Genomic DNA, 14,212 nt, shown 5'->3' with positions numbered 1-14,212 from the left:
CTCTTAAAATATGTCATAATGACTCTCTATTGTAAGTTCAAATGATTAAGTAATAACTTAGTAGCTTAATTTCTGATAAAGCTTATTCCACCTAGTTTCCAGTAACCATTTAAAATGCCACCAGAACCGTCCCCATGGCATCAAAAAACCTTAACCATGGAATTAGGTTAAGGTTTTTAATCTCTATTAAAATGCTCCTTCTACATCTAGTAAGTATCTTGCTGCAGGAGAAATTCTATCATAGGTTTCTTTTGTGATATATTTCCGTTGATCTTGTTGTTGTTTAAATTCTCTTGCTACATAATAAGGATGTAATACCCTTCTGGATTCTCCAGTTAGATTATTTGTACCCCCATGCCATAAATGACTATTCATCACCGCTACTGTTCCCGCTTTACCAGTTACCAATACTTGCTCAGGATGATCCGCTAGACGATCTTTAAGATAAAATTGAGGGGCCTTTTTCAAATGAGTACCCGGAACCACTCTTGTCGCACCATTATCTTCTTTGAAGTCATCTAGCATCCATAATGAAATAGCGACATTGAAAGGATCGGCTGGATTTCTGTAATCTCCATCCTTTTCCATTACACCTTCTTCAAAGAAGGAGTCATTCCAATCTTCATGTAAGGCCTGTAAACCATGACCTTTCACAGCATCGCGTCCATTCATAGCTGATACTTTAAACTCTCTCTTAATAATATGATAGATGGAGGCCAAAACTTTCGGATGTGTGTAACAACCATCGAAAACTTCGCCTTTATTCATCAAGTTTGATAATCGGTGAGTACCTGCCTCTTGATGAACTTCTGTACCTGCTTCAGCCCCTTCAATTTCAACTAGATCGTTGTACTTTTCTCTTAATTCATTTAACCATTTCTCATCAATTAAATTTTCAAAGATCACAAAGCCTTTCTCATCTAAATCCTTTTTTTCTTGTTCAGTCAGAGTATTTTCATTTACTCCAAAAATCGTAAGCGCTTCCGTAAAGGACTTAATTTTTTCTTGAACATTCATTTTCATTTCCTCCTCGTAATATTAATTATTGTTATCTTGCTTATCTGATTATTATGATACCTCTAAAAAGTCTTGGATTAAATGTATTTTATTGTTATTAAACTATTGGATATTGTTATTATTAGCAATTCAACAATATTGGGATTCCCACTAGAGAACAAGATTTAATTTTATAAAAAGAGCAAAAAAGAGATGAATCAGAAAACCGCTACATGACGATCTTTTGATTCATCCAAAGGCTCTTTTAAAAAATATTGAGGTTTCCTCAGTTAATAGTCCTAAGCGAGCATTCCCAATTCCTTTAACCCATTAAATATTCCATCCTCATAACAAGAAGTTGTAATGAGATCAGCTGCAGCCTTTGCTTCAGGAACGGCATTCCCCATCGCAATGCCTATTCCGACAGAAGACAGCATTTCCAGGTCATTTAACCCATCTCCGAAAGCATAACAGTTCTCATTTGATATGCCGATTACATCAAGCAGCTTACCTATGCCGATTGCTTTAGAACAGCCCTTCGGAAGGATATCAATCGCATGGTCATGCCATCTAATAAAACTGCATTCAGGAAAACGTTTAATATACATATCCTCCTCTTGAGAATGGCAGAAAAGATGACCTTGAAAAACAGGCGATTGTTTATAAAGCTCTCGATTAACAGGAGGATAATTTATTTTTAAAGTGTTATAACTAGATAATACTAATGAATTATTACCCTCGTTGACTGTAATATGATGATCGTGACAGTAGGCAATCGCATGACCATTACTTTCTACCATATTGGTTAAATCATTAAGTAGTTGTAGGTCCATCGGATTCGAGTAGATCTCTTGCCCCTCAAACACGACATACTGGCCATTAATGGAAACATAGGAATGGATATTGAGTTCCTCAAGAAGCCATTCAAACATTTGTGGAGACCGTCCAGTAGCAATGGCGGTATAAATCCCTCTTTCCTGAAGCATGCGAACAGCCCTTTTAGTAGATTCCGGTATGACCTTTTCTTCAGTCAGAAGTGTTCCATCTATATCAAAAAAGACAATTTTCCCTTTCAAAACAAGATACCTCCAGTCTATTCTCCAAAATTACTATTAAATAAAGCTTCAATCTTAGAATCTGTCTCTGCCTCATCCGGACCATCAATCTTAATCGTAATCTGTGCCCCTTTTTGTGCACCAACGCTCATAAGGCCAAGAATACTTTTGGCGTTAAATTCTTTCTGATCTTTCACCAACATCACTGCGGATTTGCTTTGGCTGGCCATTTGCACCAGCAAACTCGCAGGCCGTGCATGGAGTCCTTGTTCATTGGTTATCGTATATTGTCTTTCAATCATTTCAAAATCCTCCTCGAATTTTATTTTTGAATAAAAAACTCATACAAAAAGGGAAACAAGGATAAATGACAACCTTATTTCCCTTTTCTATCATTTCCTTTATTTTTGTACCCTTTGGGCAATGACTTCTTCAGCCTTTGCAACAATAATATCGGCTTTACGAACAACATCACTCACACCTACGTTAATGATCGGCTTTCCAGCAAAGCGTTCCTTGTTTTTAATGGCCATATCCTTCGTCAAAATAATAATATCGGCATCCACCACTTCTTCAGCCCTAATCGTATTCTCTACGCCAATGGAGCCCTGAGTTTCAACTTTAATCGTGTGCCCTCTTTTTTTAGCTGCCTTTGCTAAGGCTTCCGCTGCCATATACGTGTGAGCTACCCCTGAAGGACATGCAGTAACACCAAGAATTTTCATATTATTTCCCCCTCAAATGATGTAATGAATATTTTTTTTCGATCGAGCTGCTTTTACATTTCGATTTCCATTGCTAAGAAGTCATCATCTTCTGTTTCTACTTTCTCGACTTTTTCAACCACCTGTTTTTTCAGAGCGTTAACCATCACAGCGGTAATAACCACACCCACCAGGGTAGCAATGACATAGCCAATAATATTATCAACAACAGGCAAGACGATCCAGCCGCCCCATGGGGCATGGTTACCAACACCCAGGAGCATCGCCGTAACCGCACCAGCCGCTGAGCCCGTCATTAAGGAAGGAATCACTCGCAGCGGGTCCATGGCCGCAAACGGAATAGCACCTTCCGTAATTCCAATCGTCCCCATTAACAAGGCAGCCCTGCCGTTTTCACGCTCTTCATACGTGTACTTTTTGGGCGCTACAAGGGTAGCCAATCCCATTCCCACGGGAGGAACCATAATTGCAACACCGACTGCCCCCATCACGTTATAAACACCAGAACCTACAAGACCTACGGCAAACGTGAAAGCTACTTTGTTGATAGGGCCCCCCATATCAAATGCAATCATTATCCCAAGAATGATGCCTAGGAAAATTTTGCTACCACCGCTCATCGCAGTCAGCCAGTCAGTGAATAGGGTCATTACGGTGGCTATTGGTGAACCAATCACAAATAACATAAGTCCGCCGACAATTAATGTTCCAGTAATCGGAATAACAAAAATCGGCATAACAGACCTAACTGTTGTAGGAACAGGTATTTTCTTTAGATAGAAAACGACAATACCCGCAACAAGTCCAGCAATAAGACCGCCAAGAAATCCAGCTCCAACTTGACTAGCAATTAATCCACCAATGGCTCCCGGGGCAATACCTGGACGGTCGGCCATTGAAAAGGCGATAAATCCTGCTAAAATCGGGATCAACAGGGTAAAACCGGCAGCCCCAATTTTGAATATTCCACCGAGGATATAGGAATCCGGTGCAGCAGGCTGTCCGGAAAGTAGTACAGAAAGAGCCAAAAGGATACCGCCGGCCACAACAAAAGGAATCATATAGGAAACACCGCTCATCAAATGTTCCCGTGTGCGTTTCATTAAATCAACAAATTCACTCATCAAAATCCCCCTCCCGCCTATTTCTTATCATTACGATTCCATCACTTTTGGTTGAGTTACCTCGTCCAATAATTCAGAAATCGCCTCGCCTGTTGTAGCTTCCAACAGCTGCTGGCGGAAATCTTCATTTATTAAAGCTCTGGACAACATCGCCAAAATCCTAAGATGTTCATTGGATGCTTTCTCCTCTGGAACAGCAAGTAAGAAAACAGAATGGACAGGCTCTCCATCAAAAGATTCCCAATCTATTCCCGACTCTGAACGGCCATAGACGATCGCCGTCTCCTTAACTTCCGCCGATTTCCCATGGGGAATCGCTACCCCAAATCCTACCGCAGTATTTCCGATTTCCTCTCTTTCAAATACATCTTGCAGAAATCCATCCGTTGAAAATAAGTAACCTTCCTGTTCTAAACGTTGAGTTAACTCAATGATTGCATTTTTTCGTTCTCTAGCCTTAAGATTTAAGTCGATCAATTCCGTTCTAACTAACTGTGTCATAATAACCTCCGGGATCGTATTTAATTGGATCATGTATCATTAATAAGTCCGTTAGATAGCTAACATTGATTCACTTCAGATGAAGAATAACTAATTAAAAGGATCGGCCAATAAGCTCCGAAACTAGTACTACAAGGTAAAACGCTTACATAAATTTGCGCTATATTAATATCACCTCTTTTCTCTTTATTCAGCACATCCATGTTAATTTAATGTTTCACGTATATTTCGTCTTTTTCTATCTTTTCTGATAATTATCATAACTATAAAACATAGAGAATTTAATGTATTTTATTGCTATTAACCTATTAGATATTGTTATATTAACAATATGAAAATAGTGAAAACTAAATAGAGAATTCACTCTTCGTCATAAGATTCATTTGCTATATCCCTGCAATCCCAACATTCACATCTATTTCTCTCCGCTTTTGACAACTCAGTTCCGCACGTAATACATAAATCCATATACAGAATAACTCCTTTCCAGTAAAAAGTTTTATAAAAAAAGATTAACTATATTAACTCGTATTTCCCCATAAGCTCTCTAAAAAATTGCTTTCCTTGTGTAACCAACACTTCACTAGTTGGAGCTAACTCTCTCCAAACATAATCACCTTTAATCTCCACTACGGATTCAATCGATGCATAGCCTTCATAATTAATTTCTTTAAGTGCCTTAAAAAGATCATCCCAGTTTACTTGTCCTGTACCAGCAATCCCTAGGTCATTTTCATTTAAATGCAAATGAAATAGGTCACTACCTGCTTGTTTGATCGTCTCGTAAAGATTTTTTTCCTCTATATGCATATGGAATGTATCGAGGTGAATTTTCAGATTGGATTCTCCAACCATTTCTTTCAAATGCAGCGCTTGCTCACAAGTATTAATAAGGCAAGTCTCAAATCTATTTATGGGCTCTATTCCGATGGTAATGCCAAACTGCTCCGCATACTGGGCGATTTCACGTAAGCCCTCTGCGGAATACTTCCATAAATCCTTTTCAAGAAATGGGTTAGTGCGGTTAAACTGTTTCGTATAGATAATCCCTGAAAAAAATGTAGCTCCCATCTCATTAGTAGCATCAATACATCTTTTTAGATAATTGATTCCACTTTTTCTTATTTCCTTATCACTACTGGTTATATCCACAGAATCATCCAATAATATGGTTGAAGTACAAACCTCTAATCCTATGTTTTCCAGCGTGTCTTTTAGAGCTGACAGATCTAAATCATTCAAATTCATAAGGGGAATTTCAATAAAATCAAATTCTAATTTTTTTACGTGATGAATAATAGATATAGGATCACTACTCCATTGATTACGCCATGCATTTGCTTGAACACCTAATTTCACTCTTATTCCTCCAATGCCATTTTTACTCTGAAAAATAATATATTTTTTGTCTCTTAAAAGATTTATTGAGGTTGAAGAAATTCATTAATACTCTCTACCGACGGCAAAGCTGTCATTGCACCTCTTGCCGTAGTCGTAATCGCCCCACATACGTTAGAAAATTGCAAGATGTAATCCAACGTTTTCCTATCGCTTATAAATTCATGAATATTGTCTTTTTGAATACCGAGTAATGACAATTGATATAATAATCCTCCAACAAAGGCATCTCCAGCACCAGTCGTATCAATCGTTTTTACTTCAGGGGCGGAAATATCATTAGATATAGAACTCGTATAGTAACTGCAGCCTAAACTTCCTTTCGTGACAACAATGAATGAGATTCCCAGGTTTAGAAGTTTTTCTACTGATTTTGTTTCATTGTTCTCTTCAAATAAGAAGCTTAATTCTTCCTCACTTATTTTTAAAATATCCACAAAAGGTAATAAAGGTAAAATAGTCGATCGTATGTCCTCATTACTGGTCCAGAAAGGAAAGCGAATATTTGGATCAAAACTGATTAAGGCACCTTTTTGTTTAGCTAATTCAATACCTTTTTCAGTTGCTTTGCGACTAACATGGTACGATAAGGAGTTGGAGCAGAAATGAAATATCTCATTCCCTGTAAACCATGATTCATCCACTTCTTCTGATGAAAATATCATGTCTGCTGAAGGTGATCCGTAAAATTCGAAGTCTCTTTCCCCAGATTCATTTAGTGAAACGAAAGCCAAGGCGGTTTTGGCTTCTTTAGTAAATAGTAGATATTCCGTATCGACTTTATAATCTTGTAAACAACCACTTAAAAAATGTCCAAAGCTATCATCACCAAGTTTGCCTGCAAAATAACTATTTCCTCCAAGCTTTGCAACAGCCACTGCTACATTAGCTGGTGCACCCCCTGGATTCCTTTTGAACGTCTCAACCTTCGTTAATCCAAGACCATTCTCGGTAGGAATAAAGTCAATCAAAGCTTCTCCAAATGAGATGATTTTCTTCACTTACTGTCACCACTTTCTTTTTATTTCAGATATTTCAATTTCTTTCCTCTGGTAATGAAAAGAAAGGGATCGAAAATTTTCACTTCTCCTTGCTTTTTACAAATCACACACATACATTTGTAATCTTTCACTTTCGCCACATGAGGGGTACCGAATATTTGAAGCACATCGACAACATGCTGCTGGCATACAACTACCAAAGCCCATACCTCCAGTCGTTTATTTTAAGCTAGGTATATCACTGCTTAAAAAAGAATGAAATGACTTAGATTATATATTTTTGTTATTTTCAAAATAATTATATAATATAAACATAGTTAAAATATGAGTTATCGTGTCATGAAACTATTGCATATTGTTATTTATATAAAGGAGATGACTTTAAATGAGTCAACAAATCATTAAAAGTAATACAGCTCCAATTATTCACTACGCGGGAATAAAGCACGTAAAAAAAGGGGAGCGTTTTTTTAAACCCATGCACAATCATCCCGACTGTGTTGAAATATTACTTATACTCGAGGGAGATGGAACCTACAATATAGATGGCACTAATTATAAGGTGGAACCTCAATCGATCGTCATATACAACCAAGGAGTATGGCATGAAGAAAAAGGAGAAATGGATAAACCACATAAAATGCTGTATGTAGCTTTTTCAAACTTAAGTATTGAGGGTCTTCCTGAAGGACATCTAATCAATAAAAATGTTCCACCAATTATTCCAATTGAGAACTTTATTATAGTTGAAGAGTTATTTAAGGAATTAGTTAAAGAGATGGAGTCAAAGGATTTTGAATCATACTGGGTGGCAAGAAATTTGGCAGGTGCACTTTTAGGATTAATCTTACGAAATATTTATAAAAGAAAAACAAATAATAAAAAGCATAACTCTCACAAAATAATTGTGGAAGCTAAACACTATATTCAGGAAAATTACCACCAAAATATTACATTGCAAGAACTGGCAAAGATTTCGTATATTAGTCCTTATTACTTATCCCATATATTTAAAGAGTTAACGGGCCAAACACCCTTTCAATACCTGATGCAATACAGAATTGAGGTGGCAAAACACCTTCTATTAAATTCAAACTCAACAATAAATGAAATTACCTACCAGGTAGGATACCAAAGTGAAACACACTTCCAAAATCTTTTTAAGAAAATTGTAGGAACCCCCCCGGGGAAATATCGAGAATTCAAGAAAAAAAGTGTTTAACTTGAACGCCACGAGGACAGTTCCCGTGGCGTTTAATAAAGTTACCGTGATCACCAGAACCGTCCCCATGATCTCTGGCCTCACTAAGGAAACGAGGGAGTAAAGTGGAATTGCCTATCGAAGAGTTAAAAAAAATAGTCAAAGACTTACCTGAACGTGAAGTAAGATCATATTTGTATCATATTCTCTTAAGTGTAAGTGTTTTGAAATGTAAAGAATCCTCAGCTGTTGAGTTTTCAAATCATTTGAAAGAAATATACAACCATATTTTATATCCAAAAGACCCGATTAAAACGTTTACTAGTGAAGGGAATTATCAAAAAGTACATATCACATTTGGATACGAATATTTAAAGCCAATTTTAAAAGAGATGGGAATATATGATGAAGAGCCAATCATTGCGGTTCATGATAATTTTGCCGTTGGTCCGATAATAAAATTACATGATGAGAGTGGTCAAAAAACAAGATATGAATGGATAAAAAACAGCTTACGTGGTCTCGAAGAAGAGTTAGATCAATATATAGAAGAAATTCAAATTGCCTTAAATCAAATTAACTCTATTCCTAAAGAAGTACCCATTAACATCTGGGTTTCGGAAAATGCACATGAACAGACAGGTCTTCTTTTTGTATGGTTCTTGATAAGGGAAAAAACGAACCCGATTACCATCTTCAATATAACCAAGCTTTATAGTGAGTTGTTTAAGGCCAAAGCGAAGAAATATACCCCCTTTTATTCTGGAGAGATTACTTTAGAAGATTTACATGCCATTTACAAATATGCGCAGGAAAATCAAATATATTTAACAGAGGTGGAACGAAATCAACTTGAAAATCAGTGGTTAGGCCTTTCTGAAAACGAGGGAATTTTGAGATTATGGAAAAATGGAGAAATAACGAGTGTTTCAGAAGAATATTTTGATGAATTTATCATTAAAACGGCCAAAAAAATATTGGGCAAGCGAAAGAAAAAAGTATTTATCCCAGCTTTGCGAATAATCGGTGAAGTTTACGGACGTATAGAGCAATATGTTGGTGATGACTTTTTGGAATACCGGCTTAGAAAATTAATAGAAAACGGTACTTTTGAGTATGAGGGTAGTTTAGAGACAATGTCATCCTACTGTATTAAATTGACTTGAAGATATTTTAATAAACGGATAAGAGCTAAAACAATTGTTTACTGGAAATGCCACAGACTAAACAGAACAGTAAGTGTTAATTTTAATTAAAATGAGTCTATTAATATGTATTGTGAAGATGTGCTCAGTAATCTTGAGTTCCTAACCACTTTCTATCTCCTAAAAAGTCATAATAAGGTGTAAAATCACACCTTTTTAGAGAATTAATCTGATCTATCAGCGGATTTAGTAAGTATATCAGCGAATATCGGGAGGTTATCAGCGAATCTGCAATTTTATCAGCGAATCCAGCCACTTTATCAGCGAATCAAAAAAAGCAATAATCTTTTAGCAAAAAAGACATTCTAGTTTGAATGTCTTTTTTGGGCATTAACAAATCTTATTTTTGACGTACATAATTTATCAATAGTTGAAAAGGATTGCCTGCTCGGTAGAGGATCCTGCGAAAGGAAACCTTGCCGTTCACCATCAGGCGGTGGCTATTACTACAAAAAAATGGAATTAATTCTGGTAAAAATGGAACAAAATAAAACAAATAATATCAGTTATATAAATGTGGGAAGCATCATGGATCGTCAAACTGGGGGTACATCATCATGTCAAACATCGGGAAAATCGTTACAACAACTTTGTTAGTGCTTTTGATATCGAGTGGAATGCTATCAAAGGAGGTCAGTACGGCGGAGATTCAAGCACCACAAATTGTGGGTGAGTTTGGAGTCACGATTGATGCCGTGACAGGCGAGATTCTTTACAACAAAAAAGCCCATGCAAAAGCGTATCCTGCGAGTATGACGAAAGTGTTAACGGCTACTATTTTAGAAGAACGAATCGAAGATGGCGTAATGTTAACGGTTAGCTCCAATGCCGCCAATCAAGAATGTATCTGTTTGGGTCTTACAACAGGAGAAATGATTTCTAAACAAGACGCGATGAAAGCTTTAATAATGTTAAGTGCGAATGATGTGGCTGTTACGATTGCGGAAAACGTGGCTGGCAGCGAAAAAGGATTCGCCGAACTGATGAATCAGAAGGTCAAACAATGGGGCTTGAAGAACACCCATTTCGTTACACCCAATGGTCTTCATGATCCAAACCATTTCACAACTCCTTACGATATGGCTCTTATTACAAAAGAAGCTATTAAACATCCCTCCATTTTAGAGGTTATGTCTACCCAAACGACTAATATTAAAACAAGTAGACAGGAAAAAAACATCAGAAATTTGATTAATATTCAGAGCCAGCCGAACGTCATTGCTGGTAAACCTGGGTTTACAAATGCTGCTCAGAATACGCTAGTAGAATATTTAAAAAAAGGAAACAAAGAAGTCATCTCCGTTGTCATGAAGACCAATAAAAAGTCAAAATACAGCGATATTCAAACCATGGCAAGCTACTCATTTGCTCAAATGAAAACAGCAAAACCAATTTCCGAAGGCGATATAATGGAGTAGTCCTGTTTGTGGCAGATAAAAACCCCACACCACAGCTGCGCATGGTTTATAATTGAAGATTTTGCAACTAAAAGACCGGTCCCTATTGTGTGCCACTGGTGCGTGCAAACCACCCATTGGCTACGGTTTTTCCTGTTTTCTAGAACAAAAAAAGAACCCTAGGGCTCAAGGTTCAATGATAGTTATTGCTGCTCAGCTTTCCACATCTGATACATTTACTGGTGTAATAACTGTACTTATGTCGCTTGCGAAAGAAACACAGGATGGATTTAAAATTCAAATTGAACAACTCCCTTTTGAACGATTAAATCCGGCAGTCCAGCCATCATTGCTTTACCTTAGATCTGTGACTTTGCGTCCCTACTTTTCAATAGGTTTGCCTTTATCAGATATAGCATAAAAACCCAACTAAATAGTAGCATTATTCAAATAAATGTAAAAGGTTTACATTTCGACGTAAAACGACAACTTCAATAGGATTTAAGATTGCTATATCTTTTTCTACTCCTGATTGCACCCCCTCTCTTATTGGGGGGCAGATAATGAAAAACCAAATCGACCACTTTTTCAAATAAATCGATTCACTTGCCCAAGGTTTTCTTCCTTTAATCTACTAACTGACACTCTTTCGACTAAATACCATATAGGCTATACTATTCAAACGTTTGGTTAAAACTGCCGCAAGTACTGATATAAATGGATTTCCCCTGTAAAGTTAGCACGAAGAATGTCGAAAGGTATTTAATAATTCCGCAGGAAATAACCCACCTTTCTACAAACTCAGGTGGGTTTCTCGCAAACTTCCATTATTCTACTTACACCGCGCCTTTTCGAAACTATCCAAACGTTTGATTAAAAGCAGTCTCACCATTCATCAATCCTGAATTGATCCCTTCAAATGTCTGAAAATAATGTCGACGGTTGTCTCCATTAATGCCTCTTCTAAAAGAGTTCTACAGGGACGGTTCTAATAGTTTAATTAGGTTAGTGCTTGCCACAAGAACCGTCCACATGGTCCCTTCAAAAAATTTAGTCATGATCCTCGGCTAATAATTGATTAACTGTAATAGAAAGCATATCTCTTAAAGCTCCGAAAGCATTGTCAACATCTAAACGTTCCGTCCATTTATGAGCATCCTTTCCAACTGGACCTAGGTTAAGTACAGGAATGTTTAGACTCTCTAATACATCTAAAGGAACACAATACCCCTTACCCCAAAGAGGCATGTTAGAGGTGAGGTCTCCAAGGCTTGAAGCAGTTTTATTTAAACTTACATAACTTAAGTCCGATAAACCAGCAAAATAATTTTGTTTTTTAAGCTCGATATTATACGTGTTTTTGGCATACCCAATGATATGATCCACTACACGTCTAATACGCGGGTGGTTTCGAGAGTTTACCGCCGGGTAATAAGGCGGAGCAAAGAAAAGGACAATCATTGGTGATAACTCTCTACAAAGGATAGAAAGTTCATCAACCAGGTGAATGGTCAGGTCTCGATCGTCCTTCAATCCTCTACTTCTCATTACATTCGTTTGAATATTGTCGACCTTTTCTTGTCCATAGGTTTCGATTGCATAACGTAATAATTCATCAAAATGATAAACCTTTACAGAAACTTCATGTGGTGTAGAATTTTCTAGTGTCGAAAAATGGGCTGCTCTTTTTTCATAGCCTTGTTCGATTCTTCGCGCAACTTTTTCGGCACTTTTCCTTAGGTGTTCAACTACTTCATTCATTGATCGCTCCATAATAAACAGATTAAACATGGTAATGGCTCTATGAGGTATTTGCACATTGTATTCTTTTTTTAAGTCTTTCTGGATAAGATTTGTTGGAGGAGGGGTGACCTCACCTTCAACCATTTCGCAAAATTCGGTATTCAACTCTAACTCATTCGTTAGTAACGAGGCCATATAATTCCCATTTAATCCTGAGAAAGGCTCACCCACATGTGTTTCCTTCCCGTAGCAGAGAAACCCAGGTAAAATCTTACCAATTGAACCGGAATAGATATATTGATTCTCATCTCCTGGATACCTAGCAAACATTGGCTCTGAATTTAAACACGCTTTGTATTCAAGATTGTGCTGCTTCGCCATTTCCAATAGGATTGGTGCCGCATTACGCATCCCTACAGAATTCACTTCTTCATCACAAACTGTTAAAAGCAATAAATTACCATCAAATGATCCGGAACATGCCTCTTCGATGAGGGACATATGCAAGGCTAAACCACACTTCATATCCATCGTTCCCCTGCCGAACAACCAATTTCCATTTTCTAAGTCCTTTTGAACCTCTTTAGACATATGATTCTTATTTTCATAAAATAACTCTGTTAATTTTTTCGGATGAAAAGCATATTCCTGCCAATCACCATAATCCTCTACTCCCACTACATCAAAATGACTGACAAGAATCACGGTTCTTTTTTCATTCGTCCCTTTTTTTACGAGAGCCGTAACAAATTTACGATCGTCCTCTGTTGTATGAAGAGTTAAATACTCTTTATTCGTTTGAAAGTATGGAAGCTCACGAAGCTTTTTTTCAACATATTCTGCCACTTTGATTTCGCCGATACTATGTGTCACACTTGGAATTTCAACAAGTTCACAGAGTGAGTCCAATAATTGCTCTTTTGTTTGCCATTTACTTTCCTTTACCATCATTTGCTTATGTCATCCCCTTTTAAAATCGTAATTGTATTTGTATTTGTATACAATCATTTTTAAAAAAATATTTATTAGTAAATAGGAGTGAAGGAAGCTCCAGTAACATCTAATCCTACTAGAGCGCTTAACCCCATACGTTTTTTTATTTTGTTAGTGTAAGACCAAATCTATTGGATACATTTTTCACATGATTGGCCATGCATTCAGCTGCTTCTTCTGGGTTTTTCCTTTCAAGAGCATCAATGATTTGAAGATGTTCAAGAAGAGCTTCTGACGCACTGGCTTGTAGCGTATTCGTTAGAATGAGATACCTTTGCATCTGAGTGCGAAGAGAATTAATAAATTCTATTAATTTATGGTTATTTGTGAACTCCGCGAGATAGATATGAAATTGGGTGTCCAAATTAATAAATTGGCTAAAATCTTTTTCAACGATACTTTCACGCTGTTGATGACAAATATCTTTTAAAAATGCTAATTGCTCTTCATCCATGTTTAAGCAGGCAAGTTTAGCGGCTAGAGGTTCCAACGTTTCTCTTAAAACCTGGTACTCCCTCGCTTCCTCCACAGAGATCATTCGAACTCTTGTTTGTTTGGATGATTCCATTTCAACCAGGCCTTCATAGACGAGCTTTTTTAGGGCGGTTCGGATCGGAGTTCGGCTTATCCCCAGCTTTTCGGCTAATTGCTCTTCTGTTAAATATTCCAAAGGTTTTATTTCATTATTGATAATGGCATTTTTTATCACATCATACGCTTGATCAGATAACGAACCAGCAGATTTCAATTTTCGCATAATAATCTTCCCTTTACCTTTAGTCCAATTTAGAAATTACTTAAAAGTATAATCAAACTATATTTTGTACTAAAAGGACAATATAGTTTGATTATAACATGATGTTAAGATTGTAA

General features: G+C 37.0%; 14 protein-coding genes and 1 riboswitch. Of the genes, 3 read left to right on the top strand and 11 right to left on the bottom strand.

Features of this window, described 5'->3' with window-relative positions; genetic code table 11:
• Positions 1-186: 186 nt before the first annotated feature.
• From V7137_RS05625 to V7137_RS05585, 9 genes are all read right to left on the bottom strand, one after another.
• A complete protein-coding gene (locus tag V7137_RS05625) occupies positions 187-1,017 on the bottom strand; it encodes a phytanoyl-CoA dioxygenase family protein (protein WP_335697152.1) in 831 nt (276 codons plus the stop codon).
• A 278-nt stretch (positions 1,018-1,295) separates the two neighbouring features.
• A complete protein-coding gene (locus V7137_RS05620) occupies positions 1,296-2,072 on the bottom strand; it encodes a Cof-type HAD-IIB family hydrolase (RefSeq protein WP_335697151.1) in 777 nt (258 codons plus the stop codon).
• A 17-nt stretch (positions 2,073-2,089) separates the two neighbouring features.
• The gene (locus V7137_RS05615) at positions 2,090-2,353 is read right to left on the bottom strand and encodes an HPr family phosphocarrier protein (RefSeq protein ID WP_335697150.1); all 264 of its coding nucleotides are present in this window, start codon (positions 2,351-2,353) and stop codon (positions 2,090-2,092) included.
• A gap of 99 nt (positions 2,354-2,452) precedes the next feature.
• Positions 2,453-2,776, bottom strand: a complete 324-nt coding sequence (locus tag V7137_RS05610; RefSeq protein WP_335697149.1) for a PTS fructose-like transporter subunit IIB — start codon at positions 2,774-2,776, stop codon at positions 2,453-2,455.
• A 53-nt stretch (positions 2,777-2,829) separates the two neighbouring features.
• On the bottom strand, positions 2,830-3,900 hold the full coding sequence (locus V7137_RS05605) for a PTS fructose transporter subunit EIIC (RefSeq protein ID WP_335697147.1): 1,071 nt from the start codon (positions 3,898-3,900) through the stop codon (positions 2,830-2,832).
• A 30-nt stretch (positions 3,901-3,930) separates the two neighbouring features.
• Positions 3,931-4,401 carry a PTS sugar transporter subunit IIA gene (locus V7137_RS05600; RefSeq protein WP_335697146.1) on the bottom strand — a complete coding sequence of 157 codons (471 nt, stop codon included), beginning with the start codon at positions 4,399-4,401 and terminating at the stop codon, positions 3,931-3,933.
• A gap of 516 nt (positions 4,402-4,917) precedes the next feature.
• Positions 4,918-5,760: a sugar phosphate isomerase/epimerase family protein gene (locus tag V7137_RS05595; protein WP_335697145.1), complete on the bottom strand. Its 843-nt coding sequence runs from the start codon at positions 5,758-5,760 to the stop codon at positions 4,918-4,920.
• A gap of 62 nt (positions 5,761-5,822) precedes the next feature.
• A complete protein-coding gene (locus V7137_RS05590) occupies positions 5,823-6,800 on the bottom strand; it encodes a carbohydrate kinase family protein (RefSeq protein WP_335697144.1) in 978 nt (325 codons plus the stop codon).
• 20 nt (positions 6,801-6,820) lie between these two features.
• Positions 6,821-7,000: a hypothetical protein gene (locus V7137_RS05585; protein ID WP_335697143.1), complete on the bottom strand. Its 180-nt coding sequence runs from the start codon at positions 6,998-7,000 to the stop codon at positions 6,821-6,823.
• A 185-nt stretch (positions 7,001-7,185) separates the two neighbouring features.
• Here V7137_RS05585 and V7137_RS05580 point away from each other — a divergent pair, with 185 nt between their 5' ends.
• The 3 genes from V7137_RS05580 to V7137_RS05570 all read left to right on the top strand — a co-directional run bounded on the left by V7137_RS05580 (position 7,186) and on the right by V7137_RS05570 (position 10,624).
• On the top strand, positions 7,186-8,022 hold the full coding sequence (locus V7137_RS05580) for an AraC family transcriptional regulator (protein WP_335697142.1): 837 nt from the start codon (positions 7,186-7,188) through the stop codon (positions 8,020-8,022).
• 104 nt (positions 8,023-8,126) lie between these two features.
• Entirely contained in the window at positions 8,127-9,167 is a 1,041-nt protein-coding gene (locus tag V7137_RS05575) for a DUF1835 domain-containing protein (protein WP_335697141.1), read from the top strand.
• A 596-nt stretch (positions 9,168-9,763) separates the two neighbouring features.
• On the top strand, positions 9,764-10,624 hold the full coding sequence (locus V7137_RS05570; protein WP_335697140.1) for a D-alanyl-D-alanine carboxypeptidase family protein: 861 nt from the start codon (positions 9,764-9,766) through the stop codon (positions 10,622-10,624).
• A 309-nt stretch (positions 10,625-10,933) separates the two neighbouring features.
• A riboswitch (cyclic di-GMP riboswitch) is annotated at positions 10,934-11,015 on the bottom strand.
• Positions 11,016-11,653: 638 nt separating this feature from the next.
• Here the strand turns inward: V7137_RS05570 and V7137_RS05565 are convergent.
• Complete coding sequence (locus tag V7137_RS05565; RefSeq protein ID WP_335697139.1) at positions 11,654-13,297, bottom strand: M20/M25/M40 family metallo-hydrolase; 1,644 nt, start codon at positions 13,295-13,297, stop codon at positions 11,654-11,656.
• A gap of 145 nt (positions 13,298-13,442) precedes the next feature.
• The gene (locus V7137_RS05560) at positions 13,443-14,096 is read right to left on the bottom strand and encodes a GntR family transcriptional regulator (protein WP_335697138.1); all 654 of its coding nucleotides are present in this window, start codon (positions 14,094-14,096) and stop codon (positions 13,443-13,445) included.
• Positions 14,097-14,212: the final 116 nt, after the last annotated feature.

It is taken from the genome of Neobacillus drentensis (assembly GCF_036962765.1).
In the GTDB taxonomy this organism is placed as follows: domain Bacteria; phylum Bacillota; class Bacilli; order Bacillales; family Cytobacillaceae; genus Neobacillus; species Neobacillus drentensis_C.
The sequence above is the reverse complement of the archived record's forward strand: the minus strand, read 5'-3'. Positions and strand labels throughout refer to the sequence as shown.